Genomic DNA, 24,744 nt, shown 5'->3' with positions numbered 1-24,744 from the left:
GCGCGGGGGAAAAGACCCTATCGGCGCGAATTTCGCCGCAATCAGCGCGGCTTGTCGGCCTTGTCGATCGGCTCGACATCGGGCCGGGGTGGGTTGTCCGCATCGAGCACAAGACGGCTGGACCGGTCGGCCTCGCGGGCCGGGGGGAGCGAGGCGTCTTCGGGCGGCTCTACATCAGGCCGCACTGGCTCGTGTAGCGGCTCGGCATCGCGCCCGTCGACTGGGGTGCGGGTCGTGACAGTGGTCTCGTCACGCGCAGGCGTCGGTTTCGCATGCGCCGGAGTGGGGGATTCACTGGCGGGCACGATCTTGGGTGCCGGCGCCTGCTTCGCCTGCGTAACAGCCGGCTCGTTAACGAAGTCGGATTCGCGCGGCACGATGCCCGGCGCAACATCCGCAACCACAGAACCGCTCGCCGCGCCATTGGCTTGAGCAGCTTCCGGCACAGACTCGGTTTCGTTCACCGGTTGCGCGTTATCTCCCGGCGTCGTCTCGGGCTCATCCCTGTCCGAGGGACGCCCCACCAGTAGCGGCAACAGCTCGGCCCCGGAGGTCGCAACCGAGGTGCCGCGCTTCTGCGCAGGCTCGCGCCAGCTGAGCGTGTCGAAACCGCCACAGTTTTCGCAGATCGGCGCCCATTCATCCATGACATGTTCGCATTTGTCACAGACCCATTGCGGCCCGCGCGAAGCGTTCATCGCCTTGACCAGCCAGGCCCGGACCGCCGCGTCGTCCCCGCCCTCGCCACGTTCCACAGCGGCCATGATCGACAAGGTCCGCGTCGTCGGATGGGTCTCGGCCAGATCGCCGAGCGCCCGGCGCGCGCCGGGGAAATCTTCGTTGGCGAGCAGCAGCTCGGCGCGCAGAAGCCGGGTTTCCTCGTGATCCGCGTTCTTCTTCATCAGTGATTCGAAGCGCCGCAGACGCTGGTTCGGGGTCTCGTCCGGTTTGATCGCGGCAAAGGTCGCGGCGAGATCGGGATGCGGGTTGACCGACCAGGCCTTCTCCAGCAGACGCTCGGCATTGCGCGGATCCTTCTGCGCCATATAGCTGCGCGCCGCCAGCACCACCGCCGGGATCAGATCGGGCGAGGCCTTCGCTGCCGAGATCGCCGCCTCGCGCGCGGAAACCGAGGTGCCGCCGGCCAGCACGTTGCGCGCTTCCTGAAGTGCCAGCACGGCATCGCGGCGGATATGGACGTCTTTCGGCAGATCGCCCTGACGACGCTTGTCCTTGAGAATGCCACGAGCGCCCTTCCAGTCACCCTGCTTGGTGGTCAATTCGAGAAGCGTGTTCTGCGTTTCGGTATGACGCGGGCGCAGCGCATAAGCCTTCTGCGCCAATTGCAGCGCCGTTTCGGTGTCGCCCGCCGAGAGCTTCTGTTTCAGCAGACCGCGCACGCCCACAAAGCGGGTGCGGTCGTCTTCGAGCATCTCGCGATAGACGGTCTCGGCCTGGCTGTCATCGCCGGCAACTTCAGCCGCCTGCGCGGCCAGAAGCCGCGTCGCGCGCTTGTCGTCCAGATATTTATTCGCTTTCGCGGCCTGACTCTGCGCTTCCTTGGCGTCGCCTGCCGCCACGGCCAGCAGACCCTGCGACAGCGCCTCAAGCCCCTTTTCGCGGCGCGACCGGGCGAAATAGCGGTTGATCGCCGTTTCATCCCCCATCACGAAGCGCAGGAACGCCCAGGCAATGCCCAGCAGTTTGAACAGCAACCAGACCGCGACCAGCAGGATCAGCAGTGCGACAACCGCCTGGATCGGGCCGAGCGTGTATTCGGTTCCGGCCAGCACGACCCGCACCCCTTCCGAGGTCGCCGACAGCGCATTCAGCCCCAGCGCGACCGCGAGGATCACGGCGAAGAACAGAAGGATCTTCAACAAAGACAGCAGCATGATTAACCCCTCAGTTCAGCGTGTTTGCGACGTCGTTCAGCGCGGCTTCGGCAGCGAGATAGGCCTCTGCCTGGGCGCGCCAGTCGGCCATCGCCTCCTGCCCGGCATCCGGCAAGGCCTGAAGCTCCTCCAGCGCGGTGCTCAGATCGCCCTGTTCGACCAGCGCCCCGGCGCGTGACAGGATCGCATCGGCGCTGTTGCCTTCCCGCGGCTCGACCGAGCGCGCGCCAGTCTGCATACGCAGGAAATTCCCGACTGCGCCCATCGCGCCGCCATTGCCGTCCCCGGCCTGCAACGAGGCCCGCAGCGCCGCGCGCGAGGCCGCGTCGAAGCCGATCTGGACCTGGTCCAGCGTCGGAAGATCTTCCTGCGCCAGCGGCTCGGGCACCTCGACGCCGGAATTCTCGAGCTGCTCGACCGCCTCGGTCGGCGAACCGCCCCGCTCCAGAGCCGCGCCAAGGGCTGCGACTGATGCGACCGCCTGCGCCCGCTGCGTGGCTGCCTCGGCCTCGGACTGGACCGAGGACAGGCTGTCGCGCGCTTCGGCGGCGGCGGACTCGATTTCCGATTTGACCTGCTCTGCGTTCTGGGCAAGCGTCTCGACCCGCTCGAGCGCCTCGGGATCGACCTGCGGACGATTGGAGAGTTCGGCGATGGTTTCCTGCTGAGCCGAGAGCTGCTGGCGAAGTTCCTCGAGCTGCGCCGCCATATCCGGGCCGGCCGATGCGCTTTCGGTCGGCTCGTCCGAAGCGGTGCCTTGCTGTGAAGGTACGTCGCTGCCGGAACCCGATGCCGGGGCCGCCGCGCTCTGTTCCTGCTGCGCCAGAGCCTCCTCAAGGGCGGCGATCTGTTCGGCTTGCGCCTGAAGCGCCGCCTGGACCTCTGCCGTGGTGTCCACCCCTTCGGGCATCTCGGCGATAATCTCCTGCGCGGCCTGTGCGCCGGCCTCTTCGGCAGCGGCGACCGCCTCGTCGCGAAGCCCTGCCACCTCGGCTCTGGCAGCCTCAGTGGCAGCAGCAACTGCGTCGGAGGTCACCGCATCCGGGTCGATTTGTTCCACAGCGGCCTCGTCGCCGGTGCCGTCAAGATACGGCATTGCAATGATCGCTGCTGCGGCACCCAGCCCTGCGGCCACCACACCGCCAAGCGCGGTCGGCCAGAACCCCGAGCCGCCCGCAGAGGATTTCTTGCGCGACGCGGACCCTCCGCCGACAGCTGCGGCGGGAACATCGCCCTTCGGCAGATCGCTTTGCTTGGCTTCGGCGGCGGTTTCGGTGCGGCCCTGGGTATTCGGCAACGCGCTTCCGCCGGATTTCGTCGCCGAAGCCTTCCGCGAGGCGGGCGTGGTGCCCTCTGCGCCGCCAACGAGCCCTGACTCGATCGGCTGCGAGGGCGGTATCCGCGAGACTGTGGCCTCGCCCGCATCGACCTTTGTCGACGGGACGACCGTCTTGTCGGAAGGCTGCGATTTCCTGGCGGTTGTCTTCTTTCCGTTCTTGTTCGGCTTACCGGACGTGGCCACGTCTTATCCCCCTGAAATTACGTCGGTCGACGGCTTGGCCGGACCGGTTTCGAAGGCAGTCTAGCGACCGCCCCTTTCCGCCTCAACCCACGGCTGACCGCTTCGTTCCAATGAAATCAGCGCCATGACCGCATCGACCATCGCCTGCCGCGCCGGATACTCGGCGATAAGCCGCCGCACCGATTTGCCGCGATAGGCGGCATCGGACCGGGCGCTGATCGCCACGCTGACGATCGATGCCGCGGCACTGGCGGCAGGGCCCGAGATCAGCGCAGCGCTGCGCGGGGAAAACAGCGGCAGGATCAGCGGTCGCTTGCCGTCAAGCGCCTTTTGTCCGGCCTCTGACAGGGGCATCGCAAGCTGATCATAGACCACGATCCCCGGCACAGGCAGCTGGACCGCGACATGGCGTCCGCGCAGATGCAGCCAGCCGGGCCGCTCGCGAAGCATCGGGATCAGCCCGTCGCCATCGCCCGGTCCCTCGGTCACGGTAAAGCCGGCCTCTCGCGCCGCCTGGGCCGTTTGCGGCCCGACGCAGAGCGCGGCGCGGCCCTGCCCCGGCCCTGCCGCGCCGACCGCATGGGCCGATGTAAAGACCAGCCCCGGAGCCGCGTCGACCTGGCTTCGTTCAAACGGGACCGCGACGATGCGCAACAACGGCGCGATCAGGCAGTCGACACCGGGCAATTCCGCGGCGAAGGCGCGGGATTGCGCCTCGGGTCGGGTCAGAAGGCAAAGAGGCGCGGTCATTGCGGCTCCGCTGTCGGGGGGCTATCTGGATGGAGTAGCCGCTCCGGGCGAAGGACCGCAACCATGACACTCGTTTTCCTCGGCATCGAAAGCAGCTGCGACGACACCGCAGCCGCCGTCGTGCGCGATGATGGCAGCATATTGTCGTCCGTCGTCGCCGGGCAGAACGATCTGCACGCCGCGTTCGGCGGCGTCGTGCCCGAGATCGCCGCCCGCGCCCATGCCGAGAGGCTGGATCTCTGCGTCGAGGCGGCTCTGGATGAGGCAGGGCTGGATCTCTCCGGGCTTGACGGAATCGCGGTGACCGCGGGGCCCGGGCTGATCGGTGGGGTGATGGCCGGGGTGATGCTGGCCAAGGGCATCGCCGCGGGCAGCGGGCTGCCTCTTGTCGGGGTGAACCATCTGGCCGGTCACGCCCTGACCCCGCGCCTGACCGATGGGATCGCCTACCCCTATCTCATGCTGCTGGTGTCCGGCGGGCATTGCCAGTTTCTGCATGTGGCGGGACCGGATCGCTTCCAGCGTCTGGGCGGGACCATCGACGACGCGCCGGGCGAGGCCTTCGACAAGGTGGCCCGGTTGCTTGGACTGGCGCAGCCCGGCGGCCCCGCAGTCGAGGCCGAGGCGCAAACGGGCGACGCGGCGCGTTTCGCCCTGCCCCGCCCGCTATTGGACCGGCCAGGCTGCGACATGTCGTTCTCGGGGCTGAAAACCGCCGTGCTGCGGCTGCGCGACGATCTGAGCGCGCGTCAAGGCGGGCTGACGCGGCAGGATCGCGCCGATCTCTGCGCCGGGTTTCAGAGCGCAGTGGCCGAGGTCATGGCCGAAAAGACCCGGCGCGCGCTTTCCGCCCACCCGGCTCCGGTCCTGGCTGTGGCGGGCGGGGTGGCGGCGAATGCGACGATCCGCGAGGCGCTGAAAATCGTCGCAGCCGAGGCCGGGGCGCGGTTTCTCGCCCCGCCGCTGCGGCTTTGCACCGATAATGCCGCGATGATCGCCTGGGCCGGGATCGAGGCTTTTCGCCTCGGTCGCCGCGACGGCATGGATCTGGCCGGCCGCCCCCGCTGGCCGCTGGATGAAGCCGCGGTCCCGATGCTGGGCGCGGGGCGCAAAGGAGCCAAGGCGTGAGCCCGGAGCTGCAAATCCTGTCCGTCAATGCCACCATCCTGGCAACGGCCTATCTGGGGATCTACCCCACAATGCGGCAGCGGACGCTGAACCGGATGCTGCGCACGGATCTGGTTTTGACGGGGATCGCGTTGGTAACGGCATGGGGGCTGTTCGGCGGTGCCCGCATCAGTTTCGACGCCCTCCTTTTCGACACGAACTGGTTCCTGTTCAGCCTGCTGTCGCTTTCCTTCATGGAAACGCCACTTTTCCTGTGGTTCTGCAAACGCAACGGTATCGACCTGACCGCGGGGGATGAGCAATGATCGGGATCCTCGGCGCAGGCGCTTTTGGCACCGCTCTGGCCTGCGCGCTGAGCGAGACTCAGCCGGTGACGCTCTGGGCCCGGCGGCTGCCAAAGGGGCGCGAGGCGCCGCGTCTGCCCGGTGTGCCTATCCCCGATACGGTGAGGCTGACCGAGGATCTCGAACAGGCCCGGCAGAAGATCGTGATCCTCGCCTTGCCGGCGCAGGCGCTGCGCGGATTTCTTGCCGATCACGGCGCGGCGCTGGACGGGCGCGCATTGGTCAACACGGCAAAGGGGATCGATCTCGCGACCGGAGATTCGCCGTCGACACTGATCGCGCAATCCTGCCCAAAGGCCAGCATCGCCATACTCACCGGCCCTAGCTTCGCCGCTGATATCGCTCGCGGCCTGCCCACCGCACTGACACTCGCCTGCGCCGATCAAGAGGCCGAGGCGTTGCAGCACAGCCTGTCGACCCCGACGCTGAGGCTGTATCGGACCGACGATCTGCGCGGGGCAGAGCTGGGCGGCGCGCTGAAGAACGTGATCGCCATCGCGGCGGGTGTCGCCATCGGCGCCCGGCTGGGCGACAGCGCCCGCGCCGCGCTCATCACCCGCGGATTTGCCGAGATGACCCGGCTGGCAATAAGGTTGGGGGCGCGGGCCGAGACGCTGGCCGGGCTGTCCGGTCTGGGTGATCTTGTGCTGACGGCCACATCGGACCTGTCGCGAAATTTCCGCTATGGCCGTGCGCTCGGCGCGGGTGAAAGCTTTGACGGCACGATCACCGTCGAGGGCGCGAAAACCGCGCAGGCGGTCAGCGCGCTCGCCGCGGATCGCGGCATCCCGATGCCGATTGCCGATTCCGTCGCAGCGCTTGCCGAAGGCCGCGCCAGCGTGGCAGATACCGTTCTGCAACTGCTCAGCCGACCACTGAAGGAGGAATGATGCCGCTTTACGCCGTGATCTGCAAAGACAAGGAGGGCGCTCTGCCCATTCGTCAGGAAAACCGCCCCGCCCATCTCGATTATATCAACGAGACCGGCATCGTCATGCTGGGCGGCCCGCTGATGGAAGACGGGAAAATGTGCGGCTCGCTGGTCATTCTCGAAGCGCCGGATCTGGACGCCGCGAAGGCGTGGGCCGCTGGCGATCCCTACGGCAAGGCCGGTCTGTTCGAAAGCGTGAGCGTCACCGAATGGAAGAAGGTGATCGGCTGATGGGCTACTGGTTGTTCAAATCCGAACCGAATGTCTTTGGCTGGGACGATCTGGTGGCCAAGGGCGATGCGGGCGAGGAATGGGACGGCGTGCGCAATTATCAGGCGCGCAATAATATGCGCGACATGAAGAAGGGCGATCGCGGCGTTCTGTATCACTCGAATATCGGGAAGGAATGCGTCGGCATCGTCGAGGTGGTGGCAGAGGCTCATCCCGATTCGACCACCGATGACGAGCGCTGGGAATGCGTCGACATCAAGGCGATCGAACCGCTCCGGACGACGGTCACGCTGGATCAGGCCAAGGAAGAGCCACGGCTGAAGGACATGGTGCTGGTCAATAATTCGCGCCTATCGGTCCAGCCGGTGACCGAGGCGGAATGGCAGGTGCTGATGGAACTCGGCGGCATGGGCTGAGCCTCGTCGCCATGGGCGGCCAGACACCGGAGAAGCAGGCAGATCAGATGCTCGCGGCCATGTCCGGGCGGATCAGCCAGTCAAGGGCCAGCGCCGGCAGATCGTCATAGCTGCGCAGCAACGCATCCGGGTTCAGCCGCCTGATGTCTTCGCCCTCTGGTCCGAACGCGACGAGCGCCACCCTGACACCCGCTGCCGCGGCGGTTTTCGCGTCGGTGACGGTGTCTCCGATCAGAAAGGATTCTGCGACCTCGCCCCCGGCGCGTTGCACCGCCTCGCGATAGGGCATCGGGTCGGGTTTGCGCACCGGCAGCGTATCCGCACCTATCATCGCCGCGAAGGCATCGCGGATGCCGAGCTCGCGCAGTAATTTTTCGGCCAGACCCTCGGGCTTGTTGGTGCACACAGCGAGCAGGTGCCCATCGGCGGCAAGCTGGCTCAGCGCGGGCTCGACCCCCGGATAGAGCCGCGTCTGCGCTGCGATATTTGCGTCATATTCCTCGAGCAGCCGGGCCAGATCGGCGTCCTCCGCGCCGGGCGGGATAAGAAACTCGTCGCCGGCCCGCGCATAGCCTTCGCGCAGCATCGCCCGCCCGCCGTGAAAGGCAATCGCCGCATCGGCAGCCGGGTCCAGCCCGTCCAGCCCCCGAGCGGCAAGTGCCGCATTCGCCGCTGCGATCAGGTCCGCTGCCGTATCCGCCAGCGTGCCGTCAAGGTCGAAGACAACCGTTCCCGCCATATTGAAACCTTTCGTCAAAACCTGTGAAGCAGCCCGGCTTGCGGCCAGCCGCCCGCTAGGGGTAAACCGCTGGACAAGAAACAGCAAACGACGAAGCGGGCAGCATGACGGCGGGACAGCAGGATCAGGACATCGCAGTGGTCATTCTGGCCGCCGGACAGGGCAGCCGGATGAAGTCGGACCTGCCGAAGGTGCTGCACAAGGTGGGCGCGGTCCCGATGGTGGGCCATGCGCTTGCCGCCGCGCGCAGCCTCAACCCGTCGCGGATCATCGTTGTGGCCGGGCACGGGGCCGAGCATGTGACCAAGGCCGTCGCGAAGCTGGACGGGTCGGCGCAGATCGCGCTTCAGACCGAACAGCTCGGCACCGGACATGCGGTCGCGCAGGCGCTGCCGGCGCTAGAGGGGTTCGCGGGCCGGGTGATCGTGCTTTACGGCGACACACCCTTTATCGGCGCGGCGACGCTGGCTGATCTGGCCGCGCATGATGCAGATGTGGTGGTGCTCGGATTCGAGGCAGCCGATCCGGGCCGCTATGGGCGGCTGGTGACGGATGCCGATGGCACGCTGGAGCGGATCGTCGAGTTCAAGGACGCGGATGAAGCCACCCGCGCGATCCGGCTGTGCAATTCCGGCGTGATGGCGGCCGATGCGGCGCTGCTGCGCGAATTCACCGCGCGGCTCGGCAATGACAATGCGTCGGGCGAGTATTACCTGACCGACATTCCGGGCCTCGCGCGCGCAGCCGGCCATCGGGCCGCGGTCGTGACCTGCGACGAGGCAGAGACGCTCGGCGTCAATTCCCGTGCCGAACTGGCCCGCGCCGAGGCCATTTTCCAGACCCGCCGCCGCGCCGAGGCGCTGGCCGAGGGAATTACACTAACCGCGCCTGAAACGGTTTGGTTTGCGCTTGACACCCATATCGGACGCGACGCGATCATCGGGCCGAATGTCATCTTCGGCCCCGGCGTCACCGTGGAAAGCGGCGCCGAGGTGCTCGGCTTCTGCCATCTCGAGGGGTGCCACCTCTCCACCGGCGCGACGGTCGGGCCCTTCGCTCGCCTGCGCCCCGGCGCCGAGCTAGGCGGCGATGCCCATGTCGGTAACTTCGTCGAAATCAAGAACTCCGTGCTGGAGGAAGGCGTGAAGGTCGGCCATCTGACCTATCTCGGCGACGCCCATATCGGCGAGCGGACCAATATCGGCGCGGGGACGATCACCTGCAATTATGACGGGGTGATGAAGCACCGCACCGAGATCGGGGCCGAGGCCTTTATCGGCTCTGACACGATGCTGGTTGCGCCGGTGCGTGTGGGCGCCCGGGCGATGACAGGCTCTGGCTCGGTCATCACCCAGGATGTGCCCGAGGACGCGCTTGGGCTGGGACGGGCCCGCCAGACCAACAAGCCAGGATTGGCAGGGCGCATCATGCAGGCATTGCGGGATCAGAAATCAAAGAAGGACACGGCCTGATGTGTGGCATTATCGGAATTCTCGGCAGCCACCAGGTCGCGCCACAGCTGGTCGAGGCGCTCAAGCGGCTGGAATATCGCGGCTATGACAGCGCAGGAGTCGCCACGATTGACGGCGAAGGTCGGCTGGACCGGCGGCGTGCGGTGGGCAAGCTGGTGCATTTGTCCGACCGGCTGGTCACCGAGCCGCTCTCGGGCCGCTCGGGCATTGGCCATACGCGATGGGCAACTCATGGAGCGGCGACCGAGATCAACGCACATCCGCATCGACGCGGGCGGGTGGCGGTTGTCCATAACGGAATCATCGAGAACTTCAGGGAACTCCGCGAAGAGCTGGTCGCGGCAGGATATGCCCCCGAATCCGACACCGATACCGAAACCGTCGCCATGCTGACCGCGAAGCATATGGATGAGGGCAAGAGCCCGGTCGAGGCTGCGCGCGCGACGCTCTCTCGCTTGCAAGGGGCCTTCGCACTCGCCTTCCTCTTCGACGGAGAGGGCGATCTGATGGTCGCCGCGCGCAAGGGCAGCCCGCTGGTCGTCGGTCATGGCGAGGGTGAGATGTTCGTCGGCTCGGACGCGATCGCGCTCGCCCCGTTCACCGACCGGATCACCTATCTGGAAGATGGCGATCATGTCGTCGTCACGCGCGAGGGCAGCGATATTTTCGATGCCGATGCGAACCCGGTCAGCCGGGACATCGCCCAGATCGATGTCGGCGCGACCGCCATCGACAAGGGCGGCTACCGTCATTTCATGGCCAAGGAGATCGCCGAACAGCCCGCCGTTCTCGGCGATGTGCTGAACCACTATGTGAAGGACGACCGGATCGTTCTGCCGGATGGGATGGATTTCTCGACCGTGGACCGGCTGACGATGGTCGCATGCGGCACCGCCTATCTGGCCGGCCATGTCGCGAAATACTGGTTTGAACAGCTCGCCGGCCTGCCCTGCGATCTCGATGTCGCCTCGGAGTTCCGCTATCGCGAGCCGCCGCTGTCGGAAAAAAGCTGGGGGCTTTTCATCAGCCAGTCGGGCGAGACCGCAGACACGTTGGCGGCGCTGCATTACGCGCGCGGCAAGGTGGCCAGGACGATCGGCGTGGTGAATGTCGGCACCTCTGCCATTGCGCGCGATACCGACACCGCCCTGCCGACACTGGCCGGGGTCGAAGTCTGCGTCGCCTCTTCCAAGGCCTTTACCTGCCAGCTTGCGGTGCTTGCGGTGCTGGCTCTGAAAGCCGCGCATGACCGTGGCTGTATCGACGATGCCGGGCTGGCAGCACATCTGGCCGATCTGCGCGCGATCCCCGCCCTGGTCAATCAGGCATTGAACAGCGCCGAGGCCTGCGCCGAACTGGCCGAGTGGCTATCGGAAGCGGATGACGTGCTGTTTCTGGGCCGCGGGCCGCTTTATCCGGTAGCACTCGAAGGGGCGCTGAAGCTGAAGGAGCTCAGCTATATCCATGCCGAGGGCTATGCCTCGGGCGAGCTGAAACACGGCCCCATCGCGCTGATCGACCAGAACATGCCCGTGGTCGTGGTGGCGCCGCGCGATGCGCTGTTCGAGAAGACCGTCTCGAACATGCAGGAAGTCATGGCGCGTCACGGTCAGGTGCTGCTGATCTCGGATAATGACGGCCTCAGCGAGGCCGGAGACGGGATTCGCGCCGGGCTGGCAATGCCTGAAGGCGGCGGGGTGTTCCGGCCCATCGTCTATGCGGTGCCGATGCAGTATCTGGCCTATTACACGGCGGTCGCCAAGGGGACCGATGTCGATCAGCCGCGCAACCTCGCGAAATCTGTGACGGTGGAGTAACCGCCCGGCGCGGCGCGTTCCCTGCCCGGCAAGACAGTTGCGCGCGGGGCCGCCGCTTGCCAAGCTGCGCAGAAAGGAGAACTCCATGCCCGTCAAGAACCGCTTCGCCGAGCTGTTGCCCGAGATCACTGCCTGGCGCCATGATTTCCATGCCCATCCCGAGCTGGATTACGATGTGCATCGCACCGCTGGCCGGGTGGCCGAGCTGTTGCGGGAATTCGGTGCCGACGAGGTCACCGAGGGGGTCGGCCGCAGCGGAGTTGTGGCCGTGATCCGGGGCCGCAACGACGCGTCGGGACGGATGATCGCGCTGCGCGCCGATATGGACGCGCTGCCGATCCACGAGGCAACCGGGCTGGAATTCGCTTCGACCGCGCCCGGCAAGATGCATGCCTGCGGACATGACGGCCACACCTCCATGCTGCTCGGTGCGGCGAAATATCTGGCCGAAACACGGAATTTTGACGGCACCGCGATACTGATCTTCCAGCCCGCCGAGGAAGGCGGCGCCGGTGCGCGGACCATGCTTGAGGATGGGCTTCTCGAACGCTGGCCGGTGCAGGAATTCTATGGGCTGCACAATATGCCCGGCATTCCGGTCGGACAGTTCGCCATCCGCGAGGGCGGCATCATGGCCGCTGCGGATGAATTCGAGATCACCGTCACCGGCAAGGGCGGCCATGCCGCAAAGCCCGATGAGTGCATCGACACGCTGCTTGTCGCCTCGCAGATCGTGGTGGCGCTGCAATCGGTGGTGTCGCGCAATGTCGATCCGCTGAAAAGCGGGGTCGTGTCGTGCTGCACGATGAGCACCGACTCTACCGCGCATAACGTGATCCCACAGGTGGTCAAGATCCGCGGCACCGCCCGCAGCCTTGATGACGGCGTGCGCGAGCTTCAGGCCAAGGCGATTGCCCGCGTGGTCGAGAACACCGCCGCCGCGTTCGGTGCCCGGGCCGAACTGGATTATCATTATGGCTATCCGGTGACGTCCAATCACGCCGAACCCGTGAGGCACGCCGCCGAGGTTGCCCGCGCCGTCGCTGGCGATGTCGATACCGATGTCGCCCCGATGATGGCCGGAGAGGATTTCAGCTTTATGCTCAACGAGCGGCCCGGCGCTTATATCTTTCTCGGCAACGGCGATACGGCGATGCTGCATCATCCGGAATACCGCTTTGCCGATGACGCGATCCCCTTCGGGGCAAGCTGGCTGGCCGAGATCGTGGAACAGCGGATGCCCATCGCCTGAGACGCTGCGCGAGGCTGCGCCGGCAAAGGGGTGCTGTCAGCCGCCGGTATGGCTCATGTGACGGCTCATCTGGCCTGCGACGCGCTGGCGGGAATAGTCGAAATCATGGCCCTTGGGCTTGCGGGCAATCGCCGCGCGGATCGCCTCTGTCAGCAGCCCGTCATCAGGTGACGCACGCAGGGGCGCGCGCAGATCGGCGCGATCCTCCTGACCGAGGCACATGAACAGCTCGCCCGTGCAGGTGACGCGGACCCGGTTGCAGCTTTCGCAGAAATTATGGCTCAGCGGGGTGATGAAACCGATCTTCTGGCCGGTCTCTGCCAGCCTGACATAGCGCGCCGGCCCGCCCGTGCGCTCGGCCAGATCGACGAGCGTATAGCGCGCGGCAAGGCTCGCGCGCAGATCCGACAGCGGCCAGTACTGATCCAGCCGCGCCTCTTCGCCCATGTCGCCCATCGGCATGACCTCGATGAAGGTCAGGTCGTGATCTTCTGCCGCGCACCATTCGACCAGATCGAACAGCTCGGAATCGTTGAAGCCCTTCAGGGCCACGGCGTTGATCTTGACGCGAAGCCCGGCGGACTTTGCGGCTTCGAGCCCCGCCATCACCTGCGGCAGACGCCCCCAGCGGGTGATGCGGGCGAATTTCTCCGGATCGAGCGTGTCGAGCGACACATTCACCCGGCGCACACCGATTTCCGCCAGTTCTCCGGCAAAACGCGCGAGTTGGCTGCCATTGGTGGTGAGCGTCAGCTCGTCCAGCCCATCACCCAAATGACGCGACACGGCGCGGAAAAAGGACATGATGTCGCGCCGGACCAGCGGCTCACCCCCGGTAATGCGCAGCTTGCGCACGCCCAGCCCGACAAAGGCCGTGCACAGCCGGTCAAGCTCTTCCAGCGACAGCAGGTCACGCTTGGGCAGGAACTGCATATGTTCGGCCATGCAGTAGGTGCAGCGAAAATCGCAGCGATCGGTAACCGACACCCTGAGATAGGTGATGGGGCGGGCGAACGGGTCAATGAGCGGTTGCGGCTGCATCTTCCCGAGATAGGCCGAACCCTGCCCCGCTTCAAGCGCGGCCATTGCGCCGCGCCCGGCGCGACGCTAGCCTCCGGCGGAAATCGAGAGGAATCGAGCATGATCCGCACCCAGACCGCCACGGCGCTTTGCCTGGTAACGATGATGATGAGCGCCTGCGGCCTCGCCGGCGGCACCGGGATCGTGTCCCGCGAGCAGGCCGCGGCGCGCGAAGGGCAAGCGGCAGGCAGCGAGACCGGCGGTTATGTCGAGCCCGCTGCCGACGCTGCACCGGCCTCAGCCGCCGTGCCCGCGGGTGCCTCGCAATCCGCGGGCGCTATCTTGCAGGGCGGCGCGCAGACCGTCGCCGCGCTGGACACGACCACCGCCGAGGAAAAAGCCGCGGCAGCGGCTCCGGCCAGCGGTGGCGGAATTATCGGCACCACCGTCGCATCATTGGGCGACGCCACCGAGGGCGGGTTCTGGCTGAAAACGCCGCTTGTCGATGCCCCAGCGAAAGGGCGCGTGGTCAACCCGGAAAACGGCAAATCGGCAAATGTCGATTTGCAGCCCCTCGCGGGCGGCGGCGCGGGCAGCCAGATCTCGCTGGCCGCGATGCAGACGCTGGGACTGTCCGTCACCGATCTGCCCGAGCTGGAAGTGTGGCGGAACTGACCGCGCTGGCTGCGGTATCGGCGCAGGGATGCGCTGGTAGCTAGACATGAAAACGGGGCAGGATCGCAATGTCCCGCCCCGCTCGAATTCCGGCGACCCGCTTACTCGGCGGTGACAGCCTTGTTCATCACGTGGAAGATCAGGTTCTGCTCGATCACGCCCCGGAACAGATGCGACCAGGGTCCGGCGGCCATCAGGGCGACATCCTCGCCCGAATGGGTTTCAGAGGTCATCGGGATCAGCGCCTGCTGCATATAGTCCGGATCGGTCGCTTCATCCTGGGTCAGATCGGGACGCGAGCCCGAGAACTCTGCCGGACCCTGCTGCGCGGCCTCACTCTCAGCCGAAGCCTCGGGCTGCTGCGCGCCATCGCCTTCCGCGTCGGCAGCATTCGGATCATCCTCCGGCACGATCTCCTTAAGGATCGACCCGGCCCCGTTCAGATAGCCTGCCACGGTATAGGGCTTGCCATCCAGACCCTGAGCAGGCTCGTCGCTATGCGTGCTGCCATTGTCGTCGACATTATAGCAAAGCCCGGTGATCGGGGAGCCAATCCCGCAATAGCCATTGAAGGCGATGGCGTGCTCGTGGTCGGCGGTTACGATGACCAGCGTTTCTTCGAGATCCACCTTGGCGATGGCCTGCTCGATCGCTTCGGCGAAGGCAGCGCCATCGGTGACGGCGCGGTGCAGATTGCCGTCGTGATTGGCGTGATCGACACGGCCCGCTTCGACCTGCAGATAAAAGCCCTCTTCGTTGCCCGACAGGTTGTCGATCGCCATCGAGGTCATCTCGGCGAGGCTCGGTTCATCCTCGCGGTCTTCCTCATACTGCATGTGGCTGGATTCAAAGAGGCCCAGCACCGGCTGACCCGGCTTGATGCCGGCTGCGGTCTCCGAGTTCCAGACATATTGCCAGCCCTTCTCCTGAACTTCGTCGATGAGGTTCCGGTCATCGGTGCGGCGGCCCTCATCGCCTTCCTCATCGGTGATGCCGTTGGGCAGGAAATGGCGGCGACCGCCGCCCATGACGAAATCCACCGTTCCTGCGTCGATTGCATCGACAAGCTGCGCTGCGATATCCTTCTGGGCACAGTTCTCCGGAAGCTGGGTGTCGTCCTCCCAGTCGCGATTGGTGGTCTTGGCATACACCGCTGCCGGGGTGGCGTGGGTAATCCGCGCGGTCGAGACGATGCCGACGGACTTGCCCATGTCGGACACCATCTCCGAGAAGGTTGTCAGGCCAGCATTCGCCGCACCTTCGCAATTGTCATAACCGCCCGCATCACCGACATTGATCGTCCCGTTGCGCGACTTGATGCCGCTGTTCATGGCGCTGGCGGTAGGCGCGGAATCCGGGGTCTGGCCGTTGGTGGTATAGGTCTTGACCAGAGCGAGGTTCGGGAATTCTTCCTGCGGCAGGACATGGCCTTCGCCATTGCCGCCGTCCTGCTGCCCGACGAACAGGCGCGTCGCATAGTTGGTGCCGACGCCATTGCCGTCCGCGATGAACAGAATGACGTTCTTGGCTTTGCCCGTGTTCGGCTGCACTGCTTCCAGCTCGGCAATACGGCTCTGCGCATCGCTGAACCACTGGTCGTCCTGCTGACGGATCTCGATTTGGGCGAGCGCCGTAGAGGCGAAGAAGATCCCGGCGAGGGACAGGGTGAATTTCGAGATATTCATGGCGGTCTCCGGAGTTGTTCGACGCGGTACATGGCAGCGCCCTGTAACAGCGGTCTGACAGTTTTGCGGAGCTCGGGTGACAAGAACGCGCCACGAGGCGAAGCCGATAAAATCATTTCTGTCCAGAAAGTTAGGCTGCCGCCGCGCCGAGGCCTGCGGTCCCGCATGTTTCCGGGCGCGAGCGCTGCCCGGACGACCGCGAACTGCCGCGCGCGTGTTTATCTTTGACGAAAAGAAACCCGTTGAACCGGCCGATCTGGCGTGTGGCAGGGTTTGAACAGGCCAAGTCGGATCGGCGCCTTCTGGTGAGTTGGCCTGCATGGATGCTGCCGCACGCGGCGCGCTGATTCCCCGGCATGTATATGGCGCAGCGGCGGGATCATGCATTCACAACTTTCCCGCGACGACCTGACTGCCACCACACGCAACTTGGTCCGCATCGGCAAGAAACCGCGGAAAGACCTGTCAGAATAGCGGTGTCCCGCCTTCGGCTGTTTCCCAAACGTCATAATTCTGTGGAAAAGAAGCCTGCGGCTCAACTATCAAGTAAGCAGTAAAATCCGGGTCTTGTCATGTCATATCCAGTTTTCAGTTTCGTCCGCCCGCGCCACGCGCCCCTTCTTGCCGTCCTGACCGCGCTGGCTGGCTGTGCCGATCCGAATTTCGGGCAGGATCCTTCCGCGCTGACCACATCGACGCAGCGGCTGGCCGAGTTGCGCGGGGATCTTCAACGCGATCCGAACGACTCGGCGGCGCTGCGCAATATCGGCGACATGCAGGCGGAAAGCGGCAATTGGAGCGAGGCGATGGGGGCCTATCGCGAGGCGCTTCTCGTCGATTCGACGGATCGGCAGGCGCGGCTTGGCTTCGGCGAAGGCCAGCTCGCGCTCGGGGATTATTCCGGCGCGCTCGAGACCGTGCGGCAGGCCGGAGGCACCGATATCCGCTCGACCCTGCTAAGGGCTGGCGCGCTGGCAGGGCTGAACAGGCTCTCGGAAGCGCGGCAGGTTCTGGATGCCGCCAGTGCGACGGCGCCGCGCAATCTGGATGTGCGCACCAATATCGCGATTGTCGGCGGGCTGTCAGGCGATCCCGAAGCCTATGCGATCGCACGCGCTGCCGCATTCGCGCCGGATTCGACCTATTCGCATCGGCGAAATCTGGTTCTTGTCGGCGGCATGACCGGTTATGACGCCTTCGCCCGGCAGGATGGCGCGCAGCTTGGGCTGGGATCGGATGAGATCAACGAGATCCTGACCCTTGGCCGCCGCGCCCGGACCAAGGGCATGGACGCCTTTGGCGTGCTGGCAAGCTGAGATCATGCGCGACGGGCGGCGGCAGCCATCCGGCCGCCAAACCACTCTAATATGGCATCTGTGGCGCGTATGGGTCGTAAGGCGCCCCGCCCTGCCCTGTCAGCATCCGTCCCGTCGGTGCAGAACCCGGCACATCCGGCACCCCTGAGGTGATCGGCGGCTCTGGATTGACATAGCTATCAACGGCGCGGCCCACGGGCCCCGCTGGCGGCGGACCGGCCGGACGCGGCGCGACGAGATCCGACGGATTCACCACCTGCCGGGCAAAGGCCACGTCGCGTTGACAGGCCGAGGCCGTGCCGGAATAGCTGGAGGCCCGGCCCAGGCATGAGCTGGGGATGATCTGGCCGCCCTCGCTATAGGTATAGGCGGGATCGGCTGCATTCCGGATCACATCCGAATCCTTGATCATCGGCTCGGCACAGGCGGCGAGCATCAGCGGGGCAAGGAATATAAGCCTTTTCATCGTGTCATGAACCCCACGCTGGCTTGCGGCGCGCGGCGCTGTGCACGTGGCTGCGCGACGTCACGCGCTTCCGAGAGATAGGGCGTGATGAAGATGATCAGCTCGCGCTCGCGCCGGGTGCGGGAATTATTTCCAAGCACATTGCCGAAGCCCGGCACGCCCTGCGATTCGTTTTCGGAGAATTGTTCGTACAGCCCGGCAATCGCGAAGGTCTGGCCGCTGGCCACCTCGACCGTCGTATCGGCCCGGCGCACCGAGACGCCCGGCACCTGAAACCCCTCGACCGAGACAGAGCTCGAGGCGTCGAGAAAGCTCACCTCGGGCTGAACCTCGATGGCGATGCGATTATTGGGCAGGATGGTCGGGGTGAAATCGATGGACACGCCATATTCCTTGAACCCGGCCGAGATCACCCCGTCGCCCTGATTGATCGGATAGGCGATCTCGCCCCCGGCGCGAAAGCTGGCCCGCGTGCCAGAGGTGGTCGTCAGCGTCGGCTCGGACAGGATTTGCACCGCGCCGCGTGTTTCCAGCGCGTCGATCAGCGTGTCGATGGTGAAGCTGCCCGACGTCGCCGCGCCTCCGATGGCCGGCCCGCCCGCGCTGCCGCCGCCGATGAAGCCGCTCGGATCGGCCAGCCCCGTGGTCACCCGCAGCGGCCCGCCGGACGACGATCCGAGCGCAGCAAGATTGACACCCAGCCGTTGCAGATCGTTGCGCGATGCCTCGACAAAGCGCACCCGCAGCGAAACCTGCGTGCCGCCGCTATAGCTGGTCTGGTCCTGCACCTGGAGCCCTTGGGATTCGAACGCGCCCTGCGCCGCCGCAACTGAGCGCGCCGCGTTCACATTGCCCGCATTCCCCGAAATGATGACGACATTCTCGCGCTGCTGCGCCGACAAACCGTCATCCAGCAATGCCCCGGCACCGCCGCCAGCGGCCTGCACCTCGATCGTGTAGGTGCCGATCTGGTTATTGTTGATGTCACTCAAGACGAGATTTGTGCGTCCCGAAGACATCCCGGTCACATAGATCGAGCCGGGAGCCATGGCCTGCGCGTCGGCGATGCTGGGATCGGCGACGAAGACCGTCTCGGTCCCGGCGGGAAGGTCGATGGCGCGGCCCTCTCCTTCGGTGATGACCATGCGGGTCTGGGCCACGGCATCGGTCGTCAGCATCATCATGACGAGAATGGCGCCGAGGGCCAGGGAAAGCGGTAAACGGATCAACTGGTTCATTTGATTGTCAACATGGCGAGAGGTTGGACCTTGTAATTGGGCGCGACTTCCTTGTGCGACATCACCGCAAGGTTGATGTCGTGATTGGCCAGGAAGCGGCGCAGGAACCGGCGAATATCCATACTGGACAGAAACACCGGTGGGCGGACATGGCCGGACACATCGCCGACCGCGGATTTCAGCGTATCGAGAAGCTTGCGCGATTGCTGCGCCTCGAGCGCAAGATAGACGCCGGAGGGCGCCTGACGGATGGCGCCGCGAATCGTTTCCTCGATATCCGCTTCGACGACATAGGCCGGGATGAGGCGATCCTCGTCGGCATATTTGAAGCTGATCTGCCGGGCGAGCGCGGCGCGAACATATTCGGCCAGAAGTTCCGGGTCTTTCTCGCGCGGGGCCCAGTCCACGATGGTTTCCAGAACGATCCGCATGTTGCGGATCGGGATCTCCTCCTCCACCAGACGGCGCAGCACTGCCGCGATCTTCTGCAAGGGCAGCGCCTTCTGTGCCTCGGCGACGAGGCTGGCATAGCGGGCCTCGGTTGCGGAAAGCAGCGCGCTGACCTCCTGCACACCGAGAAATTCGGCGGCATGACGCGGCAGGCGGGTGCCGACCATGCGGACAAGCGCGTCGGACGGGGTCTGAAACGGGATACCGGCGCGGCGCAGATCGTTCGCCGCATCCTGCGGGCACCACCAGCCTTGCAGATCCGCCGCTGCGTCGCCTCCGCGTTCGACCGGCGCCCCGGCGATGCGCGCCGCATCGGGCTGATCGGTCAGCCGCAATTTGCGCACCGGCATCTGACCTTCGGCCACCGGCACATTCTCGACCCGCAACTGCCAGCGATCCTCGGGCATCGCCGGATCGGCGGAAAGCTGAAGCCGTGGAAATGGCACGCCGAGTTCGTCGAAGAGCCGCGTGCGCTCACGCAGCGCGGCATCCTCGAATGCCCCGCGCTCGACACTGCCCAGTATCCCCGAGCCGACCGAAAGCTGCACCGGCGGCATCGGCACCATCAGCAGATCCTGCCGCGTTTCCACCCGGCCCTGATTGGCCTCCAGCGCGGCCTCGTCGCTCGCACGGGCGCGGCGCGAGGCGAGCAGCCCGGCCACCGCGAAGGCCGCCGAAAGTGCGATGAAGGTCAGGGTCGGGAAGCCCGGGATCGCGGCGAAACCCAGCAACACGACCGCGGCGACATAGAGCGGGCGCGCGCTGCCACCGATCTGTGCGGCAATATCGCGGCCGAGATCCGACGATCCCTCATGCGTGATCCGGGTGATGACGATGCCCGAGCTGATCGCGATGATGAGCGCCGGGATCTGGCTGACCATCCCGTCACCGACGGTCAGCACCGAATAGAGTTGCAGCGCGTCGGGGAAACTCATCCCGTTCTGCCCGACGCCGACGCCAAGCCCGCCCAGAATATTCACCGCAATGATGATCAGCCCGGCAATCGCGTCGCCCTTCACGAATTTCATCGCGCCGTCCATGGCACCGTAGAATTCGCTTTCCATCTGCAATGCTTCGCGGCGGCGTCGCGCCTCGGCCATGTCGATCTCGCCCGCGCGCATGTCGCTGTCGATGGACATCTGCCGCCCCGGCAGCGCGTCGAGCGAGAACCGCGCCGAGACCTCGGCCACACGCTCGGATCCTTTGGTGATGACGATGAACTGCACGATGGTGATGATGAGAAACACCACGATGCCGACCACCAGCGAACCGCCGAGCACGAATTCCCCGAAGGTCTCGACGATGCGCCCGGCATCCGCCTGCAACAGGATCATCCGCGTGGTCGAGATGCCGATGGCCAGCCTGAACAGCGTCGCAAAGAGAAGGATCGCCGGCAGCGTCGAAAGCGAAACGGGATTGCGCAGATAGACCGCGACGATGAGGATCAGCACCGAAAGCGACAGGTTGAAGCCGATTGCCAGATCGATCAGCCAGGTCGGCAGCGGCAGCACGATCATGAACACGATCAGGATCAGCAGCACCACAAGCGCCAAGTCCTGGCTGGCGGTCACGCGACGCAGAAACCCGGTGACGAGGTTCATGGCGCGTCTCCGGCCGATGCGCCGGTTGCTGCGATCTTGCGCGCGATGGCCATTTCGTCCTGCGCGGCCTCGATATTTCCGCGCCGATAGAGCACTCGCGCCGCGAGATAATGCCGCGCCGCGCGTTCGGCCTGGCTAGGCGTCTCTTCCAGCCCGTCATCGCGGTCGAACCGGCTCAGCACGCTCAGCGCCTGTTCGGGATCGCCCGCAGCCAGCATCGCCTCGCCGACCATGAGGATTGTGGCCGGGCGCAGATCGCCCATCGACATTGCCGCAAGACCCAGCACCATCGCCCGCGCCGGATGGTTATGACGCAGATAGACCAGCCCGAGCCCGGCAAGCGTCCGCCCATGTTCGCGCGGCAGCGTTTCATCCCGCCCAGCCCAGCCGGTGCCAGCGTCGTCGAAACTCCAGCCGCTCAGATCGGTGATCTCTGGCGTATCGGCGTAAAGCTCGTCGTCGAGATAGCGCGCATCTATGGGGAGGGACTGAGGAAGCTGAGACACGTCGTTCCGATCCGGCTAGACGCCACGCAGGTCGAGATAGCGGGCCAGCTTGCGCGACTCGTCCTCGATCACCGCAGAGACGAGCTTGCCCAGGCCCGGCACGGCCTTATCCGCCATCGCCGCATGGTCGCGTGCGGCATCGAGCGCCGCGACGAGCTCCAGCGCGTTGGGCAGGCGCGTCTGGCCCAGGCCGTCCTGCATGATCGCAGCAAAGCCCTGAAGCCGTTCGGCGGGCGCTTCGCTGCGACGCGGCTCGCCCTGTTGCGGGGGTTGCGGGGCGGAAACCGGGCTGTGGCGCGGGGCCTGGTCGGCCCGGCTTGGCGCAAGGCTGCGGGTGGGCGGAAAGGGCGTGATCTGGTTGGCCATGACGCTCAGAACCGCACGCTGATCTGTTCGCCGTCCCGCTCCAGACCGACCTCCCCGCGCGAGATCGCCTCGACCGTCCAGCCATCGCCCGTCTGATCGCCGACGCGCAGCACATCGCCGCTTCGGGTGCGGATCTCGGGATCCTGACCCAGCCAGACAGAGGCGATCGCCAGAACCGGCTTGGGCTGACCCTCGCTGATCTGGGCGACAAGCGGCAGGCTCTGCCCGTTCTCGGCTTCGAATTTCGCCCTCAATTCGCGCCAGACGCCAGCTTGTTCAGCCGACATCGTGCCATCGACGCGCAGCACACCATCCTCGGCGCGCAGCGTCAGACCGGTCAGCCCGGCATCGCGCATCCGGGCGCGGAATTCTGTCGAAATCCCCTCGACGCATTCCGCATCGCAGCTCAGCCGGGGCGAGGTGGCGACAAGCCGCGCGGCGCCGGTTGTCGTCGTTTCGAAATCTTCCGCGGTAGCGTCTGCCACGCCCGGAGTGCCGGCAGCCGCAATCGCTGTATCGGCGCTCTCGACCGCGCTGAAGGCGGCATTGGCCGGCGTCGCCGGACCGCCGAATTGCGCACCGATCCACAACCCCGCCGCCAGCGCCAGCCCGGCAGCACCGGCACCGGCCCGCAGGCCACGCTTTGCCGGACCATGCGCGCCGGTGCGCGAAAGCAGGATGCTCGTTTCGGCATCGAGCCGTAGCGTCGCAGGCAACTCGGCCTCATGGGTCTTGTCGGCCCGGAGAATCCGCAGCTCGCCGCTGTGATGATCCTCGTAACGGATCTCGGCACCTGCGGGGCGCAGCCGCACGCGATCATCCGTCAGGCGCAGCGCCAGACGATCGGCCGGCAGACCCGAGAGCACGATCCGGTCGCTTTCTCCGCCGCCAATGGAAAAGCGACCCGAGGCAATGCGGGCGGTGGCGCCGGCATTGGGGCCGCTGAGAACTGTCAGCAAAAAGGGCTTCGCTTGGCTGGTCATGGGTAACACCGCATCGCTTAACCGCGTCGCCCGATCCGGCCGGGCCGGACCGCGAAACGCATTATTCGGGAATGGGCGCGACCGGAGCCGCGCCCGAAAGACAACGGAGACTTACCCGCTTACCTTGTCCCAGGCCTTCTTGGACGCGTCTTTCGCGGCCATGGCGCTGTTGAACAGCATCTGCTGCTTGTTGATTTCGGTCTGGGTGGCCAGAGCCGTTTCCTGCATCTTCTTCATCTCAGCGAGCGAGGAACCGATATTCAGCATTGTAGCACTCTCTCTTTACAAGGGGTTTTGGTCTTCATTGATGGATGCCCACAGCTTCGGCAGCGCATCGATGCCAGCATCATACGCCTGAGCGAGAAGGGAGAGCCGGGCATATTCGTCAGTGCTCACCCCACGGCCCATCTCCTGGACCACACGCCCTTTACCTGCCTCAAGCCGTTCCGTGAGGCGCTTCAGCTCGACCCCGTCAGGATCATTCCCAAAGCGCCTGTCCAGCTCGACGATCTCGATTGCACGTTCGGACACATCTTCCTCCATTCGGATCGTCATTCACGGATGCCGTACAGAGGTGCACGACATCTTCACCCGGAGGCTCGACGAGATTTATGACGGCGGCAAGACAATATCATCGCGCATAAGTAACAACTATTCCGACTGGCAGATTCTCGCGTGTCGTGCGGTTTTGTTACGCAGCTTTCCGCGCAGGGTAAGGCGCTGCCACTAAATCGTCACATTCTTTCTGGACAGTAAGCCTCGCTGGCGACTGAGTAGTGTTAACCACCGTAAAGAGGGATGACGATGACAAGCATCAGCAACACCTACAATTACTTCACGCCTCAATGCTCCGGGACGACCGGATGCCAGTCGCAGCGGGGGTTTGGCGGCCTCTTTGGCGGCGCGGGGTCGAACTCTGGCCTGCAGGGCTTCGACATGCTGATGGCATTTGCCGGGCTTGCAAGCCTCGCGCGGATGCTGGGCGGCAATGAAAGCGGCAGCGAAGGCAGCGGAAGCGCCAGCGGCGCGGGGGAGTTCTCGTTCCTCGACGACGCGCTGTGGAACGGCTCGAAAGGGTTCGACGGCGAATCGCTTTGGAACGCCTCCGAACAGACCGAACAGCCCGCCATCTCGGGCTCGGCGCGGATCTGGGGCGACCCCCATTTCATCGGCGCCGATGGCGGCAAATACGATGTGCAGGGCGAGGCGGGCAAGACCTACAACCTGCTCTCCGATCGCGGCTTCCAGATGAACGGCACCTTCGAGAAATGGGGGAATGGCGGCGCGACCGTGGTCGGCAAGGCCGGAATCACCGCCGGCAGCAACTATGTCGAGGTCGACAAGAGCGGCGCCGTCATCGTTAACGGGCAGGCGCTGAAGGATGGCGACCGCGTCGGGCTGAGCGGCGGCGGCTATGTCGAGAAGAACGGCGACGATATCACCGTCAAGAAAGGCGAGTGGGAGGTCGAATTCCAGACCAAGGGCAACATGATCAACATGGATATCGATACCGCCAACGCGGTGTCGGACGGCGTGCGCCCCCACGGTCTGATCGGCCAGACCTTCGACGGCGACGGCAAGGCGCGCAACGGCGACAAGGGCAAAGGCGCCCAGGGCGGCGGCGCGATCGAGCGGGCCGACGGCTCCATGTCGCGCCGTGGTGACAAGGACACGGTAGAGAGCTACGAGGTCGGCGCGCTGTTCGACACCAGCTTCGGCAGCCACAACGCCGACGACGCCCAGAACAGCCGTTATGTCGACATGGCGCAGGAAACCATGCAGTTCGCGATGATGCTGGGTTACGCCACGCTCACCAACTCGCTGCTCTCCTCGGCGAGCAACTCGGGCTATAACAGCTGGAACAGCTATAGCTGATACTGGCGACCCGGTCATTGAACCCATGACAATCACGGCCCCGCCCCTCACCGGGTGGGGCTTTTT

The 24,744-nt window shown here is 65.4% G+C and carries 25 protein-coding genes; 11 read left to right on the top strand and 14 right to left on the bottom strand.

The features are described 5' to 3' along the window. Positions 1-41: 41 nt before the first annotated feature. From PAF18_RS01835 to PAF18_RS01825, 3 genes are read right to left on the bottom strand one after another with little or no spacing between them, the layout of a single operon-like run. On the bottom strand, positions 42-1,895 hold the full coding sequence (locus PAF18_RS01835; RefSeq protein ID WP_271116946.1) for a heme biosynthesis HemY N-terminal domain-containing protein: 1,854 nt from the start codon (positions 1,893-1,895) through the stop codon (positions 42-44). Between the two features lie 10 nt (positions 1,896-1,905). Then, complete coding sequence (locus PAF18_RS01830) at positions 1,906-3,417, bottom strand: COG4223 family protein (protein WP_271116945.1); 1,512 nt, start codon at positions 3,415-3,417, stop codon at positions 1,906-1,908. Between the two features lie 60 nt (positions 3,418-3,477). Beyond that, positions 3,478-4,167, bottom strand: coding sequence for a uroporphyrinogen-III synthase (locus tag PAF18_RS01825; RefSeq protein ID WP_271116944.1), 690 nt, complete (start codon positions 4,165-4,167; stop codon positions 3,478-3,480). A gap of 63 nt (positions 4,168-4,230) precedes the next feature. Between PAF18_RS01825 and tsaD the strand changes: the two genes are divergently transcribed. Genes tsaD through PAF18_RS01800 form a run of 5 tightly spaced genes read left to right on the top strand, consistent with a single transcriptional unit; the run spans position 4,231 to position 7,217 of the window. Continuing rightward, the gene (tsaD, locus tag PAF18_RS01820) at positions 4,231-5,295 is read left to right on the top strand and encodes a tRNA (adenosine(37)-N6)-threonylcarbamoyltransferase complex transferase subunit TsaD (RefSeq protein WP_271116943.1); all 1,065 of its coding nucleotides are present in this window, start codon (positions 4,231-4,233) and stop codon (positions 5,293-5,295) included. Further along, positions 5,292-5,600, top strand: a complete 309-nt coding sequence (locus tag PAF18_RS01815; protein ID WP_271116942.1) for a hypothetical protein — start codon at positions 5,292-5,294, stop codon at positions 5,598-5,600. Before tsaD ends, PAF18_RS01815 begins: the two co-directional genes overlap by 4 nt. After that, on the top strand, positions 5,597-6,529 hold the full coding sequence (locus tag PAF18_RS01810) for an NAD(P)H-dependent glycerol-3-phosphate dehydrogenase (RefSeq protein ID WP_271116941.1): 933 nt from the start codon (positions 5,597-5,599) through the stop codon (positions 6,527-6,529). Before PAF18_RS01815 ends, PAF18_RS01810 begins: the two co-directional genes overlap by 4 nt. Beyond that, positions 6,526-6,801, top strand: a complete 276-nt coding sequence (locus PAF18_RS01805) for a YciI family protein (protein WP_271116940.1) — start codon at positions 6,526-6,528, stop codon at positions 6,799-6,801. The genes PAF18_RS01810 and PAF18_RS01805 overlap by 4 nt, the downstream gene beginning before the upstream one ends. After that, a complete protein-coding gene (locus PAF18_RS01800) occupies positions 6,801-7,217 on the top strand; it encodes an EVE domain-containing protein (protein WP_271116939.1) in 417 nt (138 codons plus the stop codon). Before PAF18_RS01805 ends, PAF18_RS01800 begins: the two co-directional genes overlap by 1 nt. A 43-nt stretch (positions 7,218-7,260) precedes the next feature. Here PAF18_RS01800 and PAF18_RS01795 read toward each other — a convergent pair whose 3' ends face one another. Then, positions 7,261-7,956 carry an HAD-IA family hydrolase gene (locus PAF18_RS01795; protein ID WP_271116938.1) on the bottom strand — a complete coding sequence of 232 codons (696 nt, stop codon included), beginning with the start codon at positions 7,954-7,956 and terminating at the stop codon, positions 7,261-7,263. 104 nt (positions 7,957-8,060) lie between these two features. On the opposite strand from PAF18_RS01795, the gene glmU reads away from it, so the two are divergent. The 3 genes from glmU to PAF18_RS01780 all read left to right on the top strand — a co-directional run bounded on the left by glmU (position 8,061) and on the right by PAF18_RS01780 (position 12,497). Next, a complete protein-coding gene (gene glmU / locus PAF18_RS01790; RefSeq protein WP_271116937.1) occupies positions 8,061-9,428 on the top strand; it encodes a bifunctional UDP-N-acetylglucosamine diphosphorylase/glucosamine-1-phosphate N-acetyltransferase GlmU in 1,368 nt (455 codons plus the stop codon). After that, positions 9,428-11,245: a glutamine--fructose-6-phosphate transaminase (isomerizing) gene (gene glmS / locus PAF18_RS01785; RefSeq protein WP_271116936.1), complete on the top strand. Its 1,818-nt coding sequence runs from the start codon at positions 9,428-9,430 to the stop codon at positions 11,243-11,245. Before glmU ends, glmS begins: the two co-directional genes overlap by 1 nt. An 85-nt stretch (positions 11,246-11,330) precedes the next feature. Next, entirely contained in the window at positions 11,331-12,497 is a 1,167-nt protein-coding gene (locus tag PAF18_RS01780) for a M20 aminoacylase family protein (protein ID WP_271116935.1), read from the top strand. A 36-nt stretch (positions 12,498-12,533) separates the two neighbouring features. Here PAF18_RS01780 and moaA read toward each other — a convergent pair whose 3' ends face one another. Then, on the bottom strand, positions 12,534-13,538 hold the full coding sequence (gene moaA / locus PAF18_RS01775) for a GTP 3',8-cyclase MoaA (protein ID WP_353620697.1): 1,005 nt from the start codon (positions 13,536-13,538) through the stop codon (positions 12,534-12,536). A 99-nt stretch (positions 13,539-13,637) separates the two neighbouring features. On the opposite strand from moaA, the gene PAF18_RS01770 reads away from it, so the two are divergent. Continuing rightward, the gene (locus PAF18_RS01770; RefSeq protein ID WP_271116933.1) at positions 13,638-14,192 is read left to right on the top strand and encodes a hypothetical protein; all 555 of its coding nucleotides are present in this window, start codon (positions 13,638-13,640) and stop codon (positions 14,190-14,192) included. A gap of 101 nt (positions 14,193-14,293) precedes the next feature. On the opposite strand, the gene PAF18_RS01765 is transcribed toward PAF18_RS01770, so the two are convergent. Continuing rightward, positions 14,294-15,877, bottom strand: a complete 1,584-nt coding sequence (locus tag PAF18_RS01765; protein WP_271116932.1) for an alkaline phosphatase — start codon at positions 15,875-15,877, stop codon at positions 14,294-14,296. 572 nt (positions 15,878-16,449) lie between these two features. On the opposite strand from PAF18_RS01765, the gene PAF18_RS01760 reads away from it, so the two are divergent. Further along, positions 16,450-17,193 (top strand): tetratricopeptide repeat protein, encoded by a 744-nt coding sequence (locus tag PAF18_RS01760; protein ID WP_271116931.1) that lies wholly within the window; start codon positions 16,450-16,452, stop codon positions 17,191-17,193. 46 nt (positions 17,194-17,239) lie between these two features. On the opposite strand, the gene PAF18_RS01755 is transcribed toward PAF18_RS01760, so the two are convergent. The 8 genes from PAF18_RS01755 to PAF18_RS01720 all read right to left on the bottom strand — a co-directional run bounded on the left by PAF18_RS01755 (position 17,240) and on the right by PAF18_RS01720 (position 23,346). Further along, on the bottom strand, positions 17,240-17,659 hold the full coding sequence (locus PAF18_RS01755) for a hypothetical protein (protein ID WP_271116930.1): 420 nt from the start codon (positions 17,657-17,659) through the stop codon (positions 17,240-17,242). Continuing rightward, positions 17,656-18,897, bottom strand: coding sequence for a type II and III secretion system protein family protein (locus PAF18_RS01750; protein WP_271116929.1), 1,242 nt, complete (start codon positions 18,895-18,897; stop codon positions 17,656-17,658). The genes PAF18_RS01755 and PAF18_RS01750 overlap by 4 nt, the downstream gene beginning before the upstream one ends. Then, entirely contained in the window at positions 18,894-20,948 is a 2,055-nt protein-coding gene (sctV, locus tag PAF18_RS01745) for a type III secretion system export apparatus subunit SctV (protein ID WP_271116928.1), read from the bottom strand. The genes PAF18_RS01750 and sctV overlap by 4 nt, the downstream gene beginning before the upstream one ends. Then, positions 20,945-21,454, bottom strand: coding sequence for a tetratricopeptide repeat protein (locus tag PAF18_RS01740; protein WP_271116927.1), 510 nt, complete (start codon positions 21,452-21,454; stop codon positions 20,945-20,947). Before PAF18_RS01740 ends, sctV begins: the two co-directional genes overlap by 4 nt. 15 nt (positions 21,455-21,469) lie before the next feature. Next, positions 21,470-21,820, bottom strand: a complete 351-nt coding sequence (locus PAF18_RS01735) for a hypothetical protein (RefSeq protein WP_271116926.1) — start codon at positions 21,818-21,820, stop codon at positions 21,470-21,472. A gap of 5 nt (positions 21,821-21,825) precedes the next feature. Beyond that, positions 21,826-22,803, bottom strand: a complete 978-nt coding sequence (locus tag PAF18_RS01730) for a SctD/MshK family protein (protein ID WP_271116925.1) — start codon at positions 22,801-22,803, stop codon at positions 21,826-21,828. A 111-nt stretch (positions 22,804-22,914) separates the two neighbouring features. Continuing rightward, the gene (locus PAF18_RS01725; RefSeq protein ID WP_271116924.1) at positions 22,915-23,070 is read right to left on the bottom strand and encodes a hypothetical protein; all 156 of its coding nucleotides are present in this window, start codon (positions 23,068-23,070) and stop codon (positions 22,915-22,917) included. Between the two features lie 15 nt (positions 23,071-23,085). Next, entirely contained in the window at positions 23,086-23,346 is a 261-nt protein-coding gene (locus PAF18_RS01720) for an EscE/YscE/SsaE family type III secretion system needle protein co-chaperone (protein ID WP_271116923.1), read from the bottom strand. 261 nt (positions 23,347-23,607) lie between these two features. Here PAF18_RS01720 and PAF18_RS01715 point away from each other — a divergent pair, with 261 nt between their 5' ends. Then, positions 23,608-24,678 carry a hypothetical protein gene (locus tag PAF18_RS01715; protein ID WP_271116922.1) on the top strand — a complete coding sequence of 357 codons (1,071 nt, stop codon included), beginning with the start codon at positions 23,608-23,610 and terminating at the stop codon, positions 24,676-24,678. Positions 24,679-24,744: the final 66 nt, after the last annotated feature.

The sequence above is a fragment of the Paracoccus sediminicola genome, assembly GCF_027912835.1.
In the GTDB taxonomy this organism is placed as follows: Bacteria; Pseudomonadota; Alphaproteobacteria; order Rhodobacterales; family Rhodobacteraceae; genus Paracoccus; species Paracoccus sediminicola.
Note: the sequence above shows the minus strand (reverse complement) of the source record. Positions and strands in the feature narration are given on the sequence as shown.